Here is a 21,333-nt window from a genome sequence, read left to right on the forward strand (position 1 = left end):
GCCTACTCTCCCAACCGGTTGATGACGGCGTCCAGCATCGGCTCGGTGAGCTTGCCGGTGAAGGTGTTCTGCTGGCTCACGTGGTAGCTCCCGACGAGCCGCACCTCGCGCCCGGCCGGCGTCCTGAGCAGCGCCTCGGCGCCGTGGCCGAACCGCGGCTTGGGCCGGGGCACCTCCCACCCCGACCGCCGGGCGCTCCCCAGGAACGCGTCCCACCCGATCGCCCCCAGCGCGAGGACGGCACGCAGCCGCGGCGCTGCCAGGGCCAGGTCGCGGTCCAGCCACGGGGCACAGGTCGCCTTCTCGACGGTGGTCGGCTTGTTGTCGGGTGGTGCGCAGCGGACCGCCGCGACGATGCGCAGGTTCGTCAGGACCAGTCCGTCGCCGGAGGCCCACGACGTCGGCTGGTTGGCGTACCCACCGCGGTGCAACGCGGCATACAGCCAGTCCCCGGACCGGTCGCCGGTGAACATGCGGCCGGTGCGGTTGGTGCCGTTGGCCGCAGGGGCGAGACCCACGACGAGGACCTGCGCGTCGGGGTCCCCGAAGCCGGGTCCCGGACGGCCCCAGTAGGGCTGGTCCGCGAACGACGCGCGCCGGCCGGTCGTGGCCACCGACTCCCGCCACTGCACGAGGCGCGGGCACGCGCGGCACACGCTCACCCGCGCGTCGAGCTCGGCGACGTCGGGCGCACCCGTGGCGAGCTCCGCCACCTCCTCGGGTGACGACGCCACGGGGGTATGACCGGTGGCGGGGTCCCCGGGCCACCCCGTGCCGGGCGGCACCGGGGAGTCGAACGGCTGCCCGGTGACGGGGTGCGAGTCGCCCACGCGGCCACGGTAGACGCGCAGGTGCCCGGGCGCTCGCCTGTCGCCCGCGCCCGGGTCGTGCCACCCTCGGGGCGTGGCCGAGGCGAGAGACGAACGCGGGTGGCTGGCGGTGGTCGCCGACCGGGCCTGGCCGGGGCGGCCCACCCGCTGGACCGACCTGCCCACCCGCCTGCGACCGACCCTCGCGTGGGTGCTGCGGCTGACCTCGGCCGCCGTCATCGCGTGGCTCATCGCGGGCCGGGTCACGGGCATCTCGACCGACCTGACGGCGCCGCTGACGGCTCTCCTGGTGGTCCAGGCGTCGGCGTTCTCCACGCTGCGGATGAGCGTGCTGCGCGTCGGTGCCGTCCTCACCGGGGTGCTGGTGGCCGTGGCGTTCTCGGCGCTGGCGGGGTTGTCGTGGTGGAGCCTGGCGGCCGTGATCGCTGCGTCGCTGGTGCTCGCCAAGGTCTTCCGGCTCGGGGAGCAGGCGCTGGAGGTCCCGATCAGCGCCATGCTCATCCTGGCTGTCGGGTCGCCGGACGTGGCGGCCGAGGCACGGGTCGCCCTGACCCTCGTCGGGGCGGCCGTGGGGGTCGTGTTCAACCTGCTGCTGCCGTCGGCCGTGCCGAGCGGCCGCGCGGGTTTGGCGGTGCTGCGCGTCGCGTACGCCATGGCGGACTGCCTGGACCGGGCCTCCCGGTCGATGGCCACCGACCGGCTGCGCCGCAGCGAGGTCGAGAGGTGGGCCGACGAGACGCGCGGGGTGGCCGCCCGGGTGGCAGAGGCGTCGGCGGTCGTGACGCAGGTCAAGGAGGGGCGCCGGTTCAACCCGCGGGCCCTGACGACGACCGACGTCGAGCCGGGGCTGCGGGAGGGCCTGGACCGGCTCGAGGCGAGCCTGCTGGCGATCCGGGCGCTGTTCACGGTGATCCTCGCCGAGCTCCCGCCCGACGCCGACGGGGACGAGGCTGCCGGCGCGGCCGCGGACGACGCGTTCGACGAGGACGCCCGCCAGGCGCTCTCGGTGGTCCTGGCCGACGTGGCCGACTGCCTGCGCGCCTACGGGCGGCTCGTGCACGCCGAGGCCGGTGGGGCGCAGGAGCGTGCCGAGGAGGCGCTCGCGGAGAGCCTGGAGATCCTGCGGGAGACCCGCGCCATCCTCACCGAGCTCCTCACGAGCCGGCCGGAGGGGCGGGTCGAGCTGTGGCTGCTGAGGGGTTCGGTGCTGGCCGCGGTGGAGCAGGTGCTCGTGCAGCTCGACCTCGAGCGACGGGCCCGGCTGCGGGCCGCGTGGCAGCGGCCGGCACCCATCTCGGTGGTCGCCCCACTGGTGCGCGACGCCCTGCCCGGCGCACGCACGCGGCGCCACGGCAGCTGGTCGGGCGCGCCCGACGCGGTCTCGGGCACGAGCACCACCCATCAGCCGCGCTGACCCGCGAAGACTCCGCGCCGACCCGCGCTGACCTGCCCTGACCTCCCCTGATGTGCGGATCCCGGCGGTCCACCGGTGCTGTTTCCGGCGCGAATCGCCGCTGGCCGGCGACGCCGAGGGCCATTCGTGCCGGATCCGGCGCTGGTAGTCCCCGCTGCCGGGTGGGCGGCCGAGCGTCAGGGGAGCGGGTGCACCGGGTCGGGGTCGGCCGCGAGCGGCTGCGTGCCTGCCGGACCGGGGGCGAAGAGGTTGCGGACGCCCGGCGACAGCAGTGCGAGCGCCGTCGACACGACCATGACGACACCGCAGACGAGCAGCGCGCGGTGGGCGCCGAAGCGCTCGGCCGCCGGTCCGGCCAGGACCAGGCCGAGCGGACCCAGCATGAGCGAGCCGAGCGCGTCGTACGAGCTCACCCGGGACAGCGCGGCCGCCGGGATGACCCGCTGCATCGTGGTCTGCCACAGGATGCCGAACAGGTCGAAGCAGACACCCATGACGAAGGCCGAGAGCACCACGACCCAGAGCGGGGCGCTGGCGCCGAGCAGGAGGTAGGGCGGCGCCGCGCCCAGGGTGAGGACGACGCCGAGCAGGATCGGGCGACGAGGACGCAGGCGCAGGGCCACCAGGACGCCGACGATCAGCCCGACCGCCTCACCGGTCAGGACGGCGGTCCAGGCGGTGGGCCCACCGAGCTCGTTCCGGGCGACCACCGGCCCCAGGACGAGGTGCGCCGCCTGGAACACCATGACGAGCAGGGAGAACTGCACGACGACGACCCACAGCCACTGCCGCGACCGGAACTCGTCCCATCCGTCGCGCAGGTCCGCGAGCACCGAGCCCGACCCGTCGGCCACCGGGGTCCCGTCGACGACCGCGTCCCCGACGAGCCCGGCCCCGTCGGCGCCCTGCCCGACGGCCACGTCCCCGTCGGGCTCCCCGGAGGCTGGCTCGGCGGCCCCCGAGGGCAGGCGGATGAGGGCCACCATCACCCCCGCCGCGGCGAACGAGGCGCTCGCCAGCGCCAGCGCCCACCCGCCTCCCACGGCCGCGACCACGAGACCACCGGCGACGAGCCCGGAGACCCGGGCGATGTTGGTGCCCAGGGCGAGCAGCGCGTTCCCCTGCTGGAGGTGCTCGGGCGGCACCACCTCCGGGATGATCCCCGTGAGCGCCGGCCAGACGGTGGCCGTGGCCGTGCCCGACAGGACCGCGGCGGCCACCAGCCCCCACAGCGGCGCGCGCTCCATACCGATCATCAGGGCCAGCGCGGCGTGGGCCAGCGCGTTGGCCCACTCCGCAGCCTGGAGCACGCGGTGGCGCGGGTAGCGGTCGGCGACCACGCCGCCCGCGAGGATGAACACGACCACGGCGACCGCCTCGGAGGCGAGGACCACCGACAGCGTGGTGGGGGTGGCGCCCGGGAGGTCGAGGATGCCGAAGGCCAGCGCGACGGGCGCGAACGCCACGGCGAGCATCGACAGGGTCCGGGCACTGACGAGCAGCGCGAACGGGCGTTCGCGCAGCAGGTCCCTCACCCGGGTGTCGGTGGCCACGTCCTCACGATACGCAGCAGGGCAACCGGGTTTTCCGCCCGAACCCGCGCCCGCCCGGCGCAGGCCTCAGGCGGGCCGGGTCGGGATCCAGTAGCGGCGCACCCCGTTGCGGCTGTCCTCGTACTCGCCCCCGTTGCCCTCGATGACGGCCCGCGACCCGACGTTCTCCTCCAGGCAGGTGACGAGCACGCTCGGGCCGTCGACCACCCCGTGGGCGAGCACCAGCGCGCGGGCCAGGGCCCGGCTGGCGTGCCCGCGGCGACGCGCCGTGGGGCGGACGCTGTAGCCGATGTGGCCGCCCTCCTCGAGCAGCCGGTCGGTGAGCCGGTGCCGGATCGCCATCGACCCCACGTACTCGTCGCCGACGACCATCCACAGGAACGTCACGGGCGTCCAGGCGTGCCGGCGCGGGGCGTCGTCGTCCCGGGCGCGCCGCCGCAGGGCGACGAACCGGGCGAACTCCTCCGGGTCGCGCAGGCTCTCGCGGGTGAAGCTGAAGCCGGCGTACCCGGGCTCGGGCTCGTGCACCCAGTCGCCGTCGCCGTCACGCTGCTCCCGCGACGCGAGGAACTCGTCGGACGCCGTCAGGTAGGACTCCTGGTGGCGCAGGTGCGGGGCGACGAGACGGGTCATGCGGCGACGCTACCTGTCGGCACGGGCACGTAGGCTGGGGCCAACATGAGCACGCTGTTCGACGACCTGCCCTTCGACGGTCACCCGTCTCCCGACTCCCGACCTTCGGCAGCGGCTGCCCGAGCGACCGCCGTGGACGAGCGTGGTGTGCCCACGTGGGCCCAGGCCGCCGCCGAGGGCCATGGGCCCGACGACGCCGCCGCCCGTCACGCCGACCCCGAGAGCCTGCTCGAGGGACTCAACACCCAGCAGCGTGAGGCCGTGCTGCACGAGGGTTCGCCCCTGCTCATCGTCGCCGGTGCCGGGTCGGGCAAGACCCGTGTCCTCACCAACCGGATCGCCTACCTCCTCGGCGCCCGTGGGGTGCAGCCCGGCCAGGTCCTGGCCATCACCTTCACCAACAAGGCCGCGGCCGAGATGCGCGAGCGCGTCGCCGCCCTGGTGGGCCCTCGCGCCAAGGCGATGTGGGTCATGACCTTCCACTCGGCCTGCGTGCGGATCCTGCGCCGCGAGGCGACCAAGGTGGGGCTGAAGTCGACGTTCTCCATCTACGACGCCGCCGACAGCCAGCGGCTCATGGCGATGGTCATGCGCGACCTCGACCTCGACCCGAAGCGCTACCCGCCGCGGTCGTTCAGCCACCAGGTGTCCAACCTCAAGAACGAGCTCGTCGACGAGGAGACCTTCTCGTCCCAGGTCGCCGAGGGCACCCACCAGGAGCGGATGCTCGCCGAGGCCTACACCGGCTACCAGCGGCGCCTGCGCCAGGCCAACGCCCTCGACTTCGACGACCTGATCATGACCACGGTCAACATCCTCCAGGCGTTCCCCGACGTCGCCGAGCACTACCGCCGCCGGTTCCGCCACGTCCTCGTCGACGAGTACCAGGACACCAACCACGCGCAGTACCAGCTCGTGCGTGAGCTGGTCGGTGGTGCCGCCGGCACGGCCGGTATGCCGCTGGGTGACGGACCCGAGGTGCCGCCCGCCGAGCTCGTGGTGGTCGGCGACGCCGACCAGTCGATCTACGCCTTCCGCGGCGCGACGATCCGCAACATCGTGGAGTTCGAGCAGGACTACCCCGACGCGCGGACCATCCTGCTCGAGCAGAACTACCGCTCGACCCAGACGATCCTCCAGGCCGCCAACTCGGTCATCGCAAAGAACCCCGAGCGTCGCAAGAAGAACCTCTGGACCGACAGCGGCGACGGCGCCCTCATCGTCGGCTACGTCGGCGACAACGAGCACGACGAGGCCGCCTTCGTGGCCAAGACGATCGACGAGCTCGGCGACTCGGCCGGCGTGAAGCCCAAGGACGTCGCGGTCTTCTACCGCACCAACGCCCAGTCCCGGGCGCTGGAAGAGGTCTTCGTGCGGGTCGGCCTGCCCTACAAGGTGGTGGGTGGCACGCGGTTCTACGAGCGGCGCGAGGTCAAGGACGCCCTGGCCTACCTGCGCGTCATCTCCAACCCCACCGACACGGTGAACCTCCGCCGCATCCTCAACGTGCCCAAGCGCGGGATCGGTGACCGCGCCGAGGCCTGCGTGGCGGCCCTGGCCGAGCGCGAGCGCATCCCGTTCGTCGCCGCCCTCGGCCGACCCGAGGACGCTCCCGGCATCGCCACCCGCTCGGTCGCAGCCATCAAGGGCTTCACCGGCCTGCTCGAGGAGCTCGGCCGCGTCCACGCCGACGACGAGCAGGGCATCGGTGCGCTGCTCGAGGCCGTCATCGAGAAGTCCGGGTACCTCGCCGAGCTGCGTGCGTCCCACGACCCGCAGGACGAGACCCGGGTCGAGAACCTCGCCGAGCTCGTGGCGGTCGCCCAGGAGTTCGACGAGACCCGCGCACAGACCGGCGAGGTCGCCACCCTCGAGGACTTCCTCGAGCAGGTGTCGCTCGTCGCAGACGCCGACGAGATCCCCGACGGCGAGGAGGCCGAGGACCTCGGGGTCGTGACGCTGATGACGCTGCACACCGCGAAGGGCCTGGAGTTCCCCGTCGTGTTCCTCACCGGGCTCGAGGACGGGACCTTCCCGCACCTGCGGTCCCTGGGCGACCCCAAGGAGCTCGAGGAGGAGCGGCGGCTGGCCTACGTCGGCATCACCCGGGCCCGCGAGCGACTGCACCTCTCGCGCGCCGCGGTGCGCTCTGCGTGGGGAGCCCCGCAGTACAACCCGGCGAGCCGGTTCCTCGACGAGATCCCGGCCCACCTCGTCGACTGGCAGCGTGCGGAGGCCGCGACCAGCTACCGGCGCTCCTCGACCCCGGCGGTCGCCCGCCTCGCCGAGCGTCCCGGTGTCCGCTCGCCCGGCAACCGCCCGCTCATCTCGTTGCACGCCGGTGACAAGGTCACCCACGACAGCTACGGCATGGGGACGGTCGTCAAGACCGAGGGCGAGGGCGACAAGACGCAGGCGCACGTCGACTTCGGCGGCGACACCGGTGTCAAGCGGTTCCTGCTGCGCTACGCCCCGCTCGAGAAGCTCTAGCCCGCAGGCTCCAGCCCGCAGGCTCCAGCCCGCGGGCTCTGGCCCGCAGGGCTCGGTCGGCCCGGCGCCATACCCGGGTATGGGGCGTGGCCGGACGACGAAGGCGCCCCGCGGGAGTCCGCGGGGCGCCTTCGTCGGTGCGCATGGGGCCTACTGGAGGCCGTGGTCCTTGAGCCAGGGGGCCGGGTCGATCGCCGCGCCGCCCTCGGGGTGGATCTCGAGGTGCAGGTGGGGGCCGGTCGAGTGCCCGGTGTTGCCGGAGGTGCCGACCAGGTCGCCGGGGGCCACCTTGTCGCCCTCCTTGACGCTGATCGAGTTCATGTGGCCGTACACCGACACGGTGCCGTCCCAGTACTCGATCTCGACCTTGTTGCCGTAGCCGCCCTGGACGCCGGCGAAGACGATGGTGCCCGTCGACATGGCGTGCAGCGGGGTGCCTACGGGCGTGCCGAAGTCGTCGCCCTGGTGCATCCGGCCCCAGCGCCAGCCGAAGCCGGAGGTGAAGACCGCGCCCTTGATCGGCATGAGCCACTTCTCGGCGTTCTTGCGCTTGGCCTCGGCCTTGGCGATCGCAGCGGCGGCGACCTTCTTCTTCGCGACCGCCGCGCGCTCGGCGCTGCGCGCGATCCGCTGGGCCTCGACGGCCCGGCTCTCGGCGGTGGTCACCTGGAGCTCACGCTGCTGGGTGGCCTCGACGCGGTCGAACTCCGCGAGGGCGGCGCTCTGGGCCCGGCTCTTGGCCTGGGTGCCCGCGAGGTCGAGGTGGACCGGGGACGACTCGGCCACCGTGGCCCCGGTCGTCGTCACGACGAGGGCAGCGGCTGCCGCCGTCGGGAGGACGAAGCCGCCACGGAATCCTGCGGGGATGCGCGGCCCACGCCGGGGCGCACGGTGGCGGCCCGGGACGCGGTGACGGCCCTGGTAGGAGGGGGAGGAGCTCACGGAGAAAAGTTGCCTTGCGTGCGGGGACACGGAAGCCAATACCGTAGCGTGACCAGTTCGTTATCCAAAATGCGCGTCCACGGTCGGGACGTTATCCTCTACCGCCGAATGGGTCTGCTCGGCCGGACCGCGACGTCCTCGCAGGTCAGGAGGTTGCGCGGGACGTCCGACGGGGGAGCTCGGTCACGCCGGGGGTGACCGTGTGCCCCTCGGAGTCGAGGTGCGCCAGGGTCGAGGAGATGCCGTGCACCACGCTGCCGATGATGGGCAGTGACATGTGGCCGACCCCGTGGAGGTCGATGTTCCGCACGCTCAGGTCGGGGTGCTCGAGGGCGGCGTTGCGCTGCGGGAAGACCATCTGGTCCAGGTCCGACCAGTAGACGACGAAGCGCGTGCGGCACTGCGGCACGGGTTGGTCGAGCTCGCGCATCAGGCCGCTGTGCGGTCGCAGCTGGCGGGTCAGCTGGTTGTGCCAGCCGTAGGCCGTGTAGGTGCCCTGGTGCGGGGTCCCCAGCGTCACGAGCGTGTGGACGCGGGCGTCGCCGCCCAGGCGGGTGATGTAGTACCGGGCGATCAGGCCGCCCATCGAGTGCCCGACCACGTGGATGCGCTCGTACCCCGTCTCGGCCACGAGGGCCTCGACCTCCTCCGCCAGCTGCGCGGCGGCCACGCGGACGTCGGCGGTGAACATCGAGTAGTTCATGCTCACGACCCGGCCGAACCCGCGGCGGCGCAGGCCGAGCCGCAGGAGGGTGAAGATCGAGCGGTTGTCGACCATGCCGTGGACCAGCAGGATCGGCGTCCCCGCAGCCTCCACGTCGGAGATGACGAGCCCGCGCTGCGTCGGGGGCAGGTGCTCGACGCGGTACTCCAGCTGGCTGTCCCGACCGTGTCGTCCGACCAGGCCCCAGGGGTACAGCGCCAGGTGCGTCGTGAGCCAGGCCGCCTCGACTGCGGCGCCGAGCAACCCGGTGGGGGTGGCGAGGGCCTTGGCAGCTCCGCCGACCACGTCCTGGGCCGCGGTGGTGGCGGCGACGACGGTCCCGGTGACCCGACCGGCCGCCCCACCGGCCAGCCGTCCGATCGCCCGCGCCTGGCGCGGGACGTCACCCGACGGCGACCGCAGCGCTGCGGGGCGTCGGCGCGGACGCGGGCTGCTCTGCGACATGACCCCCCGAACCTAGCCGAGCGGGTGCCCCCTCGCGCGCGCAACGGGCCGGGCGGAGCCGGTGTGGCGTGCGTCGCCCCGAGGCGATGCCCGGATGTGTCCACGGAGTGGATAGTGTGCGGCTATGACTAGCTCACCGTTGCGCGTGGTCGTGGCCAAGCCCGGACTCGACGGGCACGACCGTGGCGCCAAGGTCGTGGCCCGGGCCCTGCGGGACGCCGGCATGGAGGTCGTCTACACCGGCCTGCACCAGACGCCCGAGCAGATCGTCGAGGCGGCCATCCAGGAGGACGCCGACGCCGTGGGCCTGTCGGTCCTCTCCGGCGCGCACATGACGCTGTTCGCCAAGGTCATGGACCTGCTGAAGCAGCGTGACGCCGCGGACATCGTCGTGTTCGGTGGCGGGATCATCCCGGAGGGCGACATCCCCGAGCTCACGAAGATCGGCGTCGCCAAGGTCTTCACCCCCGGTGCCACCACGACCGAGATCGTGGAGTGGGTCCGGGGCAACGTCACCCAGCAGTAACCCCCTGGCTGACCACCCCCCCTGGCTCCGGTGTCCGGGTCGTTCTGCCGTCGGCGAACGCGCCTTCCCGGTGGTCAGCACCTCGCCTAGCGTGGGCAGATGAGCAGCGCGCCGAGCCTGACGCTGGTGGGCCACGGTCGACCGGCACCCCTGCGCCCCGAGCCCCTGTGGCGGGAGGTCGTCGGCGCCCGGCTGCGCCACCTGCGCCGACGCCGCGGGCTCACACTCGTCGAGACGGCCCGGCGCGCCGGGATCTCGCCGCAGTACCTGTCCGAGGTCGAACGGGGTCGCAAGGACCCGTCCTCGGAGGTGCTGGCCGCGGTGACCGGTGCGCTCGGGAGCGACCTCGTCGAGGTCACCCACCTCGCCTCGCTGGACCTGCGCCGCCAGCACCTCTCCGTGACGTCGCCGCCACCCGGGGAGATCAGGCTCTCCGCCTGACCCGGGCGCCGCGTCAGTCCGGCGCCGGTCGCGCGGCCACCAGCCGGTCGACCAGCCCGTAGTCCACGGCCGCCGCGGGCGTGAAGATCCGGTCGCGGTCGGTGTCCCGACGCAGCACGTCCAGGGCCTGCCCGGTGTGCCGGGACAGGACCTGCTCCGCCTCGGAACGCAGCCTGATCACCTCGTCCGCCTCGAGGATCAGGTCGGGTATGGCGCCCTGGCTGCGCGCCGAGGGCTGGTGCAGGAGGACCCGTGCGTGCGGCAGGATGCTGCGCTGCCCGGGGGCTCCCGCCGCGAGCAGGATCGCCGCTGTCGAGCACGCCTGGCCGATGCAGGTCGTGGCGACCGGTGCGTGGACGAACTGCATCGCGTCGTAGACGGCGAAGGTGGCCGTGAGCGATCCGCCGGGCGAGTTGATGTAGAGGTCGATGGGGCGCTCGGGGTCCTCGGACTCGAGGTGCAGGATCTGCGCGATGAGGGCGTTTGAGACCCCGTCGTCGATCTCGGTGCCGAGGTAGACGATGCGTTCGCTCAGCAGGTGGCTGTAGACGTCCATCACCCGGTCGCCCCGCGGGTGGGTGCGGATCACGTTGGGGATCGTGTAGGTGCTCATCGGGCGCCTCCCAGCCCGGTCCGCGTGGCCCGCCGGGGACGGACGCTGTCGAGCGACTCGAGGACGTGGTCGACGAAGCCGTACTCCAGCGCCTGGTCGGCCGAGTACCACCGGTCTCGTGCCGAGTCCTCCCGGACCTTCTCCAGGGGTTGGCCGGTGTGCTCCGCGATCAGTCCGAGGACGGTCTCGACGGTCGAGCGCAGGTCCTCGGCCTGGAGCTCGATGTCCACGGCCGTCCCGCCGATCCCGGCCGAGCCCTGGTGCATGAGGATGCGGGAGTGCCGAAGCGCGTACCGCTTGCCGTGCGTGCCGGCCGTGAGGAGGAACTGGCCCGCGCTGCACGCCAGCCCGAGGGCGAGCGTCGAGACGTCGTTGGGCACGAGGCGCATCGCGTCGTGGATCGCCAGCATGGCCGGGACGGATCCGCCGGGGGAGTTGATCCAGAGGCTGATGTCGGCGCGCGGGTCCTCGGCGGACAGGAGGAACAGCTGGGAGCAGAGGCGAGTGCCTCCGTGGTCGTCGAGCTCGCCGTCGAGGACGATGATCCGCTGCTCGAGCAGCCGGCTGGAGAGGTGGGCGTCTGGGGGCTGGGCTGGGGCGGTGGTGTCGCGCATGGCCCCACGCTGGGCGCACCGTCGTCGGCACGCCCAGCGTTCGCTGCTGTGAGCAGAACCTAGGGAGCGACGGGGACGCTGAAGGCGGCCGGGGCCGTGGGCGAGGCGTGCACGGTGACCGGCTGCACGGCATAGGCGTTCTTGTAGGCGGCGTCGGTGCTCGCGAGCACGAGCTGCAGCCGGTGCCCCGCCTGCACCCGGTGGACGATCGCCGGGAGCTCGATGTGCACGGGCTGGGTGACGTCGGCGACCCTCACCGGGCTGATCAGCTTGTGCACCAACGTCTTCGAGCCGTCGGGTGCGACGTCGTAGAGCTTGGCGAAGGCCTGCAGCTGGCCGGTGGGGCCGGCTGCCTGGGTCAGTGCGGCCGCCGGTGACTCGAGCCTGACGTCGAGTGTCGGCGAGCCGACGACGTCCACCGCCGAGGCCAGCGGCGCGGTCGACCACGCACCGACCGTGCCCGGGGTGTCGAACGGAGCGGTCACGCCGGGCGGCAGCGACACCTGTCCCTCCAGTCCGGAGACCTCGCTGTAGGAGGCGGGGACTCCGAGGCCCGGGTTGGACCAGGTCGTCGAGCCGGGCTGCACCTGGCTCCTCGAGGCAACCAGCTCGTCGGCAGCGGAGAGGTACCACGTGCGGCGGGCGCCGACGGGGAAGGCGGCGGCGCTGGCGTAGGCCGGTGCGGCGCTGCCGGTGTAGGGGACCCAGTCGCGGAAGTAGGCGAACTCGGGGCCGGTCGACACGGTCGAGCCCTTGAGGTGGTGGTCGAACCAGTTCTTCACACGCAGCCCCAGGTAGGTGTCCTCGATGTGCTGGCCGGTCAGGTCCAGCTCGCCGGGGGCCGCGCCCGTGTTGCCGTTGCTGCCGCCCGAGTGGCCCCACGACTGCCAGGCCATCGTCACCGGGACGCCGCGGGACTTCAGGGAGCGGTAGGTCGCAACCGACTCCTGGAGGTTGAACAAGGTGTCGTTCTCGCCCTGGATGAGGAACGTGGGCACCTTCACCTTGTCGATGTAGTGCGCCACCGAGACGCGGTCGGTGAGGCGGTACGTGTCCGAGGTGGGATGGCCGAGCGTGTCGAGCGTCGCCTTCGCCTGGCAGGCCTCGAGGACGAAGTTGGGGCAGCCGACGTTGCGCTTCGGGTCGATCGCCGTCCCCTGGAGGCCGTCGAGGATGCCGATGCCGAAGAACAACCCGGACCAGCCGATCTTCTCGGTGCCGGGGTTCGAGTTCGCGTAGGTCACCCCGCGGAGGCTGGTGTTGTTCGGGGCCAGCGAGTAGCGCAGGTCGTTCCAGGTGATGAGGGGAACGAGCGTGTCGACGCGTGGATCCGTTGCGGCAGTGGCGAACTGGATCTGACCACCGTACGAACCACCCAGCATGCCCAGTCGTGGGTCGTGCTTGGCCGGGTCGTCGAGGACGGTCCAGTCCACCGTGAGCGTGCCGGCGGCCCTGGTGGTGCCGCCCACCTGCGCGGAGGCGTATGGCGCGCTGCCACCGCCACCGAGGAACGTCACGAGGGAGGACGCGGCCACCCCGTCGACGCCGGGGTCGTCGAGCGAGATCTTGCAGCCGCTGTCCGGGAAGCCGAGACCGGTGTACGACAGGACGGTGTAGCCCCGCGCGGCGAACGCCCGTCCGAGCCCGGCCTGGTCGTCCTTGCTCCCGCCGAAGCCGTTGGTCGTGAGGATGGTGGGCACCCGGGCCGACCTGCTGGCCGAGTGGGGCTTGTAGAGGTCCGCGTCGATGGTGCACGTCTGCGGCCGCCCGAGGTCGTCGTTGCCGGCCGGGACCGTGAACTTCAGTCCCGTGTACGTGTCGACGGCGCCGAGGGAGGTGGCGGACGGTGTCGCGCCGGAGGCAGGCGTCGATGCGACGGTGCCGCCGACGGCGACCGCGGCGAGGGGTGCGAGCGCGAGGGCGGTGAGCCGGCGGGCTGGGGACGGGGACGGGCGCGACATCGAGCCTCCACGGGAGTGCGGGCGAGCCGGGTGGCGACGCCTCGGTGGACTGACAACGACGACACCGCTCGCGCGGTTACGTTCACCGAGCTCGCGGCCTTCACCGTGCCGCCAGGGTCGCCCCCGGTGAAGTAGCCACATCGTGGATCTCGCGTACCGAGGCGTGGACCGCGGGGCCTGCCGTCGGCCCCCGCGATGGCACGAACTTGGCCAAGAGCAGAAGAAACATGGTGACGAATCCCCTTGAACCGCAGGTTCCCACGCATTTGGCAAAGTCTTCGCAAGATTCATTGACCCTGTGTCCGCACGAAAGGTTAGGTCGGCACGGCGCCGACGCCCACGGTCACCTTGTGCCGTCTCGGAGGGGGATCGACGTCGCTTCGTGGTGCGGGACCCCATCCGTGCCCTGTCCGAGAAGAGGAACACTCGTGATCCGACTGTCCACCGGCGCCGCCCTCGGCGTCGCAGTCGCCGCAGCAGTGGCCACCCCACTGTCTGCTGCCTCAGCCGCTCCCGCCGCGGCACCGAGCCAGGCCCCCAGCCAGTCCGTGGCCGTCGCCACCGCCCAGGCAGGAGCCGACCGGGACCACAGCGCCCTGGGGCTCTCCAACGACGAGAAGCTCGTCGTGCGCAACGTCGTCACCGACCGTGACGGCACCCAGCACGTCCGGTACGACCGCACCTACAAGGGCCTGCGCGTCGTCGGTGGCGACCTGGTCGTCGACAAGGCCTCCTCCGGCACGGTCCGCAAGGTTCGCTGGAACGGCAACGACGGTGGCAGGGTCGCTGTCGCCTCGACCACGCCTGCGGTCGCCGAGACGAGCGCCGAGAAGTCCGGTGCCAAGCGCGCCGGCTACGCGCCGAAGAAGAACGACGGCGAGCTCGTCGTGTGGGCGGGCCACGGCACGCCGCGCCTCGCCTACGACGTCCTGACCGAGGGCGTCAAGGCGGACCAGACGCCCAGCCGCCTGCACACCATCGTCGACGCGAGGAGCGGCGCCGTCCTCACCTCGTGGGACGAGGTCGTCAACGGCACCGGCAACTCGATGTACTCCGGCACGGTCACCCTCAACACGACCCTCTCGGGCAGCACGTACCAGCTGAAGGACTCGGTCGGGAACTACACGACCGACCTCAACGGCGCGACGACCGGTACCGGCACGCAGTTCACCGACGCCGACGACGTGTGGGGCAACGGCGCGACCACGTCGCGGCAGACCGCAGGGGTCGACGCCGAGTACGGCGCGGAGAAGACGTTCGCCTACTACAAGAACGTCCTCGGCCGGAACGGCATCTTCAACAACGGCGTGGGCGCCCGCAGCCGGGTCCACTACGGCAACGCCTACAACAACGCGTTCTGGGACGGCACCCAGATGACGTACGGCGACGGGGCGGGCAACACCAAGCCGCTCACCTCGATCGACGTCGCGGCGCACGAGATGAGCCACGGGGTCACCGAGAACACCGCCGGCCTCGCCTACTCGGGTGACGCGGGCGGCCTCAACGAGGCGACGTCCGACATCTTCGGGACCGCGGTCGAGTTCTACGCCAACAGCGCGGCCGACCCGGGTGACTACCTCATCGGCGAGAAGATCAACATCAACGGCAACGGCACCCCGCTGCGCTACATGGACAAGCCCAGCAAGGACGGCGCCTCCAAGGACTGCTGGTCCTCCAGCCTGGGTGGCCTCGACCCGCACTACTCCTCCGGCCCGTTGAACCACTGGTTCTACCTGGCCTCCGAGGGCTCGGGCGCCAAGACCGTCAACGGTGTCGCCTACAACAGCCCCACCTGTGACGGTTCGACCGTCACCGGCGGTGGCCGCAGCAACATCGAGAAGGTCTGGTACCGCACGCTGTCGACCAAGCTCACCTCGAACAGCACCTACCTCAACGCCCGCGAGGGTGCGATCGCCTCGGCCATCGAGCTGTACGGCGCGGGCAGCGCCACCTGCACCGCCGTCGAGAAGGCCTTCACGGCCATCGCGGTCCCGGCCGGTTCCCAGTCCTGCGGCGGCACCACGCCCCCGCCCACCGGCAACCTCCTCCAGAACCCGGGCTTCGAGTCCGGTGCGGTGAGCTGGACCGGCACTGCCGGCCCGATCACCAACAACAACGGCCGTGCAGCCCGCACGGGCTCGTGGAAGGCCTGGCTCGGCGGCAACGGAGCCACCACGACGGAGACGATCCAGCAGAGCGTCACCATCCCGTCCACGGCGACCACTGCCACCCTGTCGTTCTACCTGTCCAGCGACACCGCTGAGTCCGGCAGCACGGCGTACGACACGATGAAGGTGCAGGTCGTCGATGGTGCGACGACCACCACCCTGGCGACGTACTCCAACGTCGGCGCCAACGCGGCGTACACCCTGAAGTCGTTCAACGTGACGGCCTACAAGGGCAAGACGATCTCGGTGAAGTTCCTCATGAACGAGGACTCCTCCCTGCAGACGTCGTTCGTCGTGGACGACACCTCGCTCGCCACCAGCTGACGAGGGGACGTGGGCCGCCGCCCGTGCGAGCGCCGGCCCACGTCCGTGTCACCCCAGAACAGGTGGTGGCGGGATCGGGACCTCCAGCCCGGACCCGCCACCACCACCGGCGCCACTCCCGGCGCCCACCCAGAAGGAGATCTCGTGAAGAAGATGTCAGCAGGCCTCGCATTCGGCGTGGTCGTCGCAGCCGCAGTCGCGACCCCCCTCAGCGCAGCCCAAGCCGTCCCGTCCGGATCCACCCCGGCCCCCACCGCTGCCCAGGCGATCGGTGCCGAGCAGGCGAAGGTCGCCGACGCCGGCAGGACCCTGGGTCTCGGAGCCGACCAGAAGCTCGTCGTCCGCGACGTGGTCGTGGACACCGACGGCACGCGGCACGTCCGGTACGAGCGCACCTATCGGGGCCTGCGGGTCCTCGGGGGCGACCTCGTCGTCGAGCAGGCACCCGGGGGAGCCGCGAAGTCCGTGCACTGGAACGCCTCCGGCCGCGCGGCCATGCCTGCCACGACGGCGACCCTGTCGGGCGCGCGGGCAGAGTCGTTGGGCCGCAAGGCCTCGGGCTTCAGCGTCGACAGCTCGCACCACGAGCTGGTGGTGCAGCTGACCGGCACCGGCTCGAGGCTCGCCTACGACGTCGTCACGGAGGGAGTGAGGGCGGACCAGACCCCGAGTCGCCTCCACACGGTCGTGGACGCGAAGTCCGGTGCGACGCTGCGCAGCTGGGACGAGGTCAAGACCGGGACGGGCCGCTCGCAGTACTCCGGCACGGTCGCCATGCCCACCCTCAAGAGCGGCTCGACGTTCCAGCTGAAGGACTCCATCGGCAACTCGGCCGAGGACCTCAACGGCAAGACCGACCTGCTGCCCGTGTTCCCTCGCAGCGGCACCATCTTCACGGACGCCGACGACGTGTGGGGCAACGGTGCCACCAGCGATCGCGCGACCGCTGGCGTGGATGCGATGTACGGGGCCCAGAAGACCTTCGAGTTCTACAAGAACGTGTTGGGGCGCAACGGGATCAAGAACGACGGCAAGGGCGCACGCAGCCGTGTGCACTACGGCAACGGCTACGTCAACGCGTTCTGGAACGGCTCGATGATGACCTACGGCGACGGTGCGGGGAACGCCAAGCCGCTCACCCAGCTCGACGTCGCGGCGCACGAGATGAGCCACGGCGTCACCGAGAACACCGCCAACCTCGACTACTCCGGTGACGCCGGCGGCCTCAACGAGGCCACCAGCGACATCATGGCGACGTCGGCGGAGTTCTGGCTCGCCAACGCCGCCGACCCGGGGGACTACCTCATCGGCGAGAAGATCGACATCCGTGGCAACGGCGCCCCGTTGCGCTACATGGACCGTCCGAGCCGGGACGGCAGCAGCCAGGACTGCTGGACGACGGGGACCAAGGACCTCGACCCGCACTACTCCTCGGGTCCGTTGAACCACTGGTTCTACCTCGCGTCCGAGGGGTCGGGCGCCAAGACCGTCAACGGTGTCGCGTACGACAGCCCGGTCTGTGGGAGCGCGGCTCCCGTGAACGGCGCGGGCCGCGACGCGGCCACCAAGGTCTGGTATCGCACCCTGTCGACCAAGCTCACGTCGACCAGCACCTACGCGGACGCCCGCAACGGCGCCATCGCCTCCGCCAAGGAGCTGTACGGCGCGGGCTCGCCGCAGTGCGTCGCGGTGAAGTCCGCGTTCGACGCCATCGCCGTGCCGGCGGGTTCGCAGACCTGCTGATTGACAGACACCTCGACGAGGGTGCGTCGCCGACCGGCTGGTCGGCGGCGCACCCTCGTGTCTGGAGCCGGCGGCCGCACCGACTCCGGCGCGGTCAGCGGCAGGTGGTGCGCTGCGCCTTCGGCCTGGCCAGGTCCTCGAACAGGGTCGTGACGACGGGCGCGACGTCCTTGAGCCGGGCGTCGTCCGTGGGGACCCCGTTGAGGAGCACGAGCAGGTCGTCGGCGTGGGCCATCGTCGGGGTGCTGTTGGCACCGCTGTCGCCGATGGCGAGGGCGGCGGCACTGATGGCCGAGAAGGCCGCGGGGTCGAGCGTGCACGTGACCTGGCCGTTGTTGACCTTCGCCAGCACGGTCCGGTCGTCCTGGAGGTTCACGGTGTCGCCGAACCCGGCGACTCCTCCGAAGCGCTGGATCGCGATCGGGTAGTCGACGGTCGCGGTCGTCGAGGATGCTCCGCCGGCGGGAGCCTTCGGCAGCTCCGGCGCCCTCTGCGTGCAGCCGCTGAGCAGCCCCCCGATGAGGGCGGCGGAGGCGCAGACGAGGGCGAGCGCGGGCACGGTGGTGGGTCGCGACATACCGGACACCCTCCCACGGCCCCCGCGGCTCGGGGAGGATGCGCGCATGACCCTCTCCCTGGCAGACCTGGACGCAGCCACCGCGGTCGTGCGACGGCACTTCCCGGCGACCCCGCAGTTCGCCTGGCCGCTCCTGGCGCAGGAGGTCGGGGCCACCGTCTGGGTCAAGCACGAGAACCAGACCCCGACGGGTGCGTTCAAGGTGCGTGGCGGCCTGGTCTACACCGACCGCCTGACGCGCGAGCGTCCGCACGTGACCGGGATCGTGGCAGCGACGAGGGGAAACCACGGCCAGTCGCTGGCCTACGCCGGGACCGCTGCCGGGCTGCGGGTGGTCATCGTCGTGCCGGAGGGCAACAGCCCGGACAAGAACGCGGCGATGGAGGGGTTCGGGGCCGAGCTCGTCGTGCACGGCGCCGACTTCCAGGAGTCGCGCGAGCACGCGGCCCGGCTGGGGGAGGAGCTCGGCCTCGAGACCGTGCCGTCGTTCCACGCGGACCTCGTGGCCGGTGTCGCGACGTACGCCAAGGAGCTCTTCGACGCGGCCGGACCGCTCGACGCGGTCTACGTGCCCGTCGGGATGGGCTCGGGCATCGCCGGGCTCGTCGGCGTGCGCGACCTGCTGGGCCTGCCCACGCGGATCGTGGGCGTCGTGTCCCGGGAGGCGCCCGCGACGGCGCTGTCGTTCGCGGCGGGGGAGGTCGTGACCACCGAGCGGGCGGCGACGTTCGTCGACGGCGTCGCGTGCCGCACCCCGGACGCGGACGCGATCGCCCTGATCGTCGCTGGTGCCGACCACATCGTCACGGTGCGGGAGGACGAGACCGCCGAGGCGATGCGCGTGCTCCTGCGCACCACGCACCAGCTCCCGGAGCCGGCCGGGGCGATCGCGCTCGCAGGCCTGCTCGCCGAGCGTGGGTCCGTCATCGGACAGCGGGTCGGGGTGATCCTGTCCGGCGGCAACTGTGACACCCCGATCCTGACCGAGGTCCTCGCCGGCCGGACCCCGGCCGCCTGAGGCCTGGGCCGGGCCCGGGGACCGCTCGTCGTGAGATTGCTCCCACCCGCAGCACCCGCGGGTCCTGCCGTGCTCGGACAGGACTAGTCTCGGGGCCGAACCTCACCCATCTGCAGACGAGGACGTCAGACGTGGATCTGTTCGAATACCAGGCTCGAGACATGTTCGAGAAGCACGGTGTGCCCGTGCTCGCCGGTGCCACCGCCACCACACCCGCGCAGGCGCGCGAGGCCGCGGAGGCCATCGGCCCCAAGAGCGGCGGAGTCACCGTCGTCAAGGCCCAGGTGAAGACCGGCGGCCGCGGCAAGGCCGGCGGCGTCAAGGTCGCCAAGAGCGCCGACGAGGCCGAGGAGTTCGCCGAGGCGATCCTCGGCATGGACATCAAGGGCCACACCGTGGGCACCGTGATGATCGCCCAGGGCGCACGCATCGCCGAGGAGTACTACTTCTCCGTGCTGCTGGACCGGGCCAACCGCACCTACCTTGCGATGTGCAGCAAGGAGGGCGGTATGGAGATCGAGCAGCTCGCGGTCGAACGTCCCGAGGCCCTCGCGCGCATCGCGGTCGACCCCAACACCGGCATCGACGCGGCCAAGGCCGCCGAGATCGTCGAGGCTGCCGGGTTCGACGCCGAGACCGGCGCCAAGATCGCGCCCGTCCTCGAGAAGCTGTGGGCGGTCTACCGCGACGAGGACGCCACGCTCGTGGAGGTCAACCCGCTCGTGAAGACCGAGGACGGCGACATCGTCGCCCTCGACGGCAAGGTCACGCTGGACGCCAACGCGGACTTCCGCCACCCCGACCACGAGGCGCTCGAGGACAAGGACGCGGCCGACCCGCTCGAGGCCGCGGCCAAGGAGAAGGGCCTCAACTACGTCAAGCTCGACGGCTCCGTCGGCATCATCGGCAACGGTGCCGGCCTGGTCATGTCGACCCTCGACGTCGTCGCCTACGCCGGTGAGGAGTTCGCCGGGTCGCCCAAGCCCGCCAACTTCCTCGACATCGGTGGCGGCGCCTCGGCCGAGGTCATGGCCAACGGACTGCACATCATCCTCGGCGACGAGCAGGTGAAGTCGGTGTTCGTCAACGTGTTCGGTGGCATCACCTCCTGCGACGCGGTGGCCAACGGCATCGTCGGTGCGCTGAACGCGCTGGGTGACGAGGCGACCAAGCCGCTCGTCGTGCGGCTCGACGGCAACAACGTGGAGGAGGGCCGGCGCATCCTCGCCGAGGCCAACCACCCACTGGTGAGCATCGAAGAGACCATGGACGGCGCGGCCCGCAAGGCCGCCGAGCTGGCTTCGGCCGCGACGAACTGACAAGGGCCGGGAGAACACAACAATGGCAATCTTTCTCGACGAGAACTCCAAGGTCATCGTCCAGGGCATGACCGGCTCCGAGGGCATGAAGCACACGCAGCGCATGCTCGCCTCGGGCACCTCGATCGTCGGCGGCGTCAACCCGCGCAAGGCCGGCACCACGGTCGAGTTCGACGGCGGCGTCTCGGTGCCGGTGTACGGCACGGTGGCCGAGGCCATCGAGGCCACCGGCGCGAACGTGTCGGTCATCTTCGTCCCCCCGGCCTTCGCGAAGTCCGCGGTGGTCGAGGCGATCGACGCGGCCATCCCGCTCGCGGTCGTCATCACCGAGGGCATCGCGGTCAAGGACTCCGCTGAGTTCTACGCCTACAGCAAGGACAAGGGCACGACGCGCATCGTCGGCCCGAACTGTCCCGGCCTGATCAGCCCCGGAAAGTCCAACGCCGGCATCATCCCCGCCAACATCGCCGGCCCGGGTCGCATCGGCCTGGTCTCCAAGTCGGGCACGCTGACCTACCAGATGATGTACGAGCTGCGGGAGTTCGGTTTCTCCTCGGCCGTCGGCATCGGTGGTGACCCGATCATCGGGACGACGCACATCGACTGCCTCGAGGCGTTCGAGAACGACCCCGACACCGACGCGATCGTCATGATCGGCGAGATCGGCGGCGACGCCGAGGAGCGCGCCGCGGCATACATCAAGGAGCACGTGACCAAGCCGGTCGTCGGCTACGTCGCGGGCTTCACCGCCCCCGAGGGCAAGACCATGGGCCACGCCGGCGCCATCGTGTCCGGCTCCGCGGGCACCGCTGCAGCCAAGCAGGAGGCCCTCGAGGCCGCCGGGGTCAAGGTCGGAAAGACGCCGTCCGCCACCGCCGACCTGATGCGCGAGATCATGCGCGGGCTGGGCGCCTGAGCGCTTGCAGCACTAAGCAACACGCACGGCAGACGACGAGCGGGCGACCACCGGGGACGGTGGTCGCCCGNCCTTTCGACGGT

General features: G+C 71.8%; 18 protein-coding genes. 9 read left to right on the forward strand and 9 right to left on the reverse strand.

The window, feature by feature from the left end:
* Positions 1 to 2: 2 nt before the first annotated feature.
* Complete coding sequence (locus ASD62_RS15205; protein WP_056917439.1) at positions 3 to 830, reverse strand: uracil-DNA glycosylase; 828 nt, start codon at positions 828 to 830, stop codon at positions 3 to 5.
* Between the two features lie 73 nt (positions 831 to 903).
* Here ASD62_RS15205 and ASD62_RS15210 point away from each other — a divergent pair, with 73 nt between their 5' ends.
* Complete coding sequence (locus tag ASD62_RS15210; RefSeq protein ID WP_157581502.1) at positions 904 to 2,244, forward strand: FUSC family protein; 1,341 nt, start codon at positions 904 to 906, stop codon at positions 2,242 to 2,244.
* A gap of 176 nt (positions 2,245 to 2,420) precedes the next feature.
* Here ASD62_RS15210 and ASD62_RS15215 read toward each other — a convergent pair whose 3' ends face one another.
* Positions 2,421 to 3,797 carry an MFS transporter gene (locus ASD62_RS15215; protein WP_056916671.1) on the reverse strand — a complete coding sequence of 459 codons (1,377 nt, stop codon included), beginning with the start codon at positions 3,795 to 3,797 and terminating at the stop codon, positions 2,421 to 2,423.
* A 66-nt stretch (positions 3,798 to 3,863) separates the two neighbouring features.
* Positions 3,864 to 4,430 carry a GNAT family N-acetyltransferase gene (locus ASD62_RS15220; protein ID WP_056916672.1) on the reverse strand — a complete coding sequence of 189 codons (567 nt, stop codon included), beginning with the start codon at positions 4,428 to 4,430 and terminating at the stop codon, positions 3,864 to 3,866.
* 45 nt (positions 4,431 to 4,475) lie between these two features.
* Here ASD62_RS15220 and pcrA point away from each other — a divergent pair, with 45 nt between their 5' ends.
* The gene (pcrA, locus tag ASD62_RS15225; RefSeq protein WP_056916673.1) at positions 4,476 to 6,920 is read left to right on the forward strand and encodes a DNA helicase PcrA; all 2,445 of its coding nucleotides are present in this window, start codon (positions 4,476 to 4,478) and stop codon (positions 6,918 to 6,920) included.
* A 150-nt stretch (positions 6,921 to 7,070) separates the two neighbouring features.
* On the opposite strand, the gene ASD62_RS15230 is transcribed toward pcrA, so the two are convergent.
* Both ASD62_RS15230 and ASD62_RS15235 read right to left on the reverse strand, forming a co-directional pair.
* Positions 7,071 to 7,862 carry a M23 family metallopeptidase gene (locus ASD62_RS15230; protein WP_157581503.1) on the reverse strand — a complete coding sequence of 264 codons (792 nt, stop codon included), beginning with the start codon at positions 7,860 to 7,862 and terminating at the stop codon, positions 7,071 to 7,073.
* A gap of 145 nt (positions 7,863 to 8,007) precedes the next feature.
* Positions 8,008 to 9,030, reverse strand: coding sequence for an alpha/beta fold hydrolase (locus ASD62_RS15235; RefSeq protein ID WP_082580857.1), 1,023 nt, complete (start codon positions 9,028 to 9,030; stop codon positions 8,008 to 8,010).
* Positions 9,031 to 9,154: 124 nt separating this feature from the next.
* Here ASD62_RS15235 and ASD62_RS15240 point away from each other — a divergent pair, with 124 nt between their 5' ends.
* Entirely contained in the window at positions 9,155 to 9,556 is a 402-nt protein-coding gene (locus tag ASD62_RS15240; protein WP_056916675.1) for a cobalamin B12-binding domain-containing protein, read from the forward strand.
* A 99-nt stretch (positions 9,557 to 9,655) separates the two neighbouring features.
* Complete coding sequence (locus ASD62_RS15245; RefSeq protein ID WP_056916676.1) at positions 9,656 to 9,997, forward strand: helix-turn-helix transcriptional regulator; 342 nt, start codon at positions 9,656 to 9,658, stop codon at positions 9,995 to 9,997.
* A gap of 13 nt (positions 9,998 to 10,010) precedes the next feature.
* On the opposite strand, the gene ASD62_RS15250 is transcribed toward ASD62_RS15245, so the two are convergent.
* Genes ASD62_RS15250 through ASD62_RS15260 form a run of 3 tightly spaced genes read right to left on the reverse strand, consistent with a single transcriptional unit; the run spans position 10,011 to position 13,185 of the window.
* Positions 10,011 to 10,610: a ClpP family protease gene (locus tag ASD62_RS15250; RefSeq protein WP_056916677.1), complete on the reverse strand. Its 600-nt coding sequence runs from the start codon at positions 10,608 to 10,610 to the stop codon at positions 10,011 to 10,013.
* Positions 10,607 to 11,224 (reverse strand): ClpP family protease, encoded by a 618-nt coding sequence (locus ASD62_RS15255; protein WP_082580858.1) that lies wholly within the window; start codon positions 11,222 to 11,224, stop codon positions 10,607 to 10,609. The genes ASD62_RS15250 and ASD62_RS15255 overlap by 4 nt, the downstream gene beginning before the upstream one ends.
* A 59-nt stretch (positions 11,225 to 11,283) precedes the next feature.
* Positions 11,284 to 13,185 carry a CocE/NonD family hydrolase gene (locus ASD62_RS15260; RefSeq protein WP_082580859.1) on the reverse strand — a complete coding sequence of 634 codons (1,902 nt, stop codon included), beginning with the start codon at positions 13,183 to 13,185 and terminating at the stop codon, positions 11,284 to 11,286.
* Between the two features lie 428 nt (positions 13,186 to 13,613).
* On the opposite strand from ASD62_RS15260, the gene ASD62_RS15265 reads away from it, so the two are divergent.
* Both ASD62_RS15265 and ASD62_RS15270 read left to right on the forward strand, forming a co-directional pair.
* The gene (locus ASD62_RS15265; protein ID WP_056916678.1) at positions 13,614 to 15,677 is read left to right on the forward strand and encodes a M4 family metallopeptidase; all 2,064 of its coding nucleotides are present in this window, start codon (positions 13,614 to 13,616) and stop codon (positions 15,675 to 15,677) included.
* A 153-nt stretch (positions 15,678 to 15,830) separates the two neighbouring features.
* A complete protein-coding gene (locus ASD62_RS15270) occupies positions 15,831 to 17,420 on the forward strand; it encodes a M4 family metallopeptidase (RefSeq protein WP_082581026.1) in 1,590 nt (529 codons plus the stop codon).
* 94 nt (positions 17,421 to 17,514) lie between these two features.
* On the opposite strand, the gene ASD62_RS20195 is transcribed toward ASD62_RS15270, so the two are convergent.
* Positions 17,515 to 17,997, reverse strand: coding sequence for a hypothetical protein (locus ASD62_RS20195; protein ID WP_056916680.1), 483 nt, complete (start codon positions 17,995 to 17,997; stop codon positions 17,515 to 17,517).
* 46 nt (positions 17,998 to 18,043) lie between these two features.
* On the opposite strand from ASD62_RS20195, the gene ASD62_RS15280 reads away from it, so the two are divergent.
* From ASD62_RS15280 to sucD, 3 genes are all read left to right on the forward strand, one after another.
* Complete coding sequence (locus tag ASD62_RS15280) at positions 18,044 to 19,015, forward strand: threonine dehydratase (protein ID WP_056916681.1); 972 nt, start codon at positions 18,044 to 18,046, stop codon at positions 19,013 to 19,015.
* A gap of 131 nt (positions 19,016 to 19,146) precedes the next feature.
* Positions 19,147 to 20,334 carry an ADP-forming succinate--CoA ligase subunit beta gene (gene sucC / locus ASD62_RS15285; protein ID WP_056916682.1) on the forward strand — a complete coding sequence of 396 codons (1,188 nt, stop codon included), beginning with the start codon at positions 19,147 to 19,149 and terminating at the stop codon, positions 20,332 to 20,334.
* Positions 20,335 to 20,356: 22 nt separating this feature from the next.
* On the forward strand, positions 20,357 to 21,250 hold the full coding sequence (gene sucD / locus ASD62_RS15290; RefSeq protein WP_056916683.1) for a succinate--CoA ligase subunit alpha: 894 nt from the start codon (positions 20,357 to 20,359) through the stop codon (positions 21,248 to 21,250).
* The last annotated feature ends 83 nt before the right edge of the window (positions 21,251 to 21,333 follow it).

The sequence above is a fragment of the Phycicoccus sp. Root563 genome, from assembly GCF_001427915.1.
Taxonomy (GTDB): Bacteria; Actinomycetota; Actinomycetes; order Actinomycetales; family Dermatophilaceae; genus Pedococcus.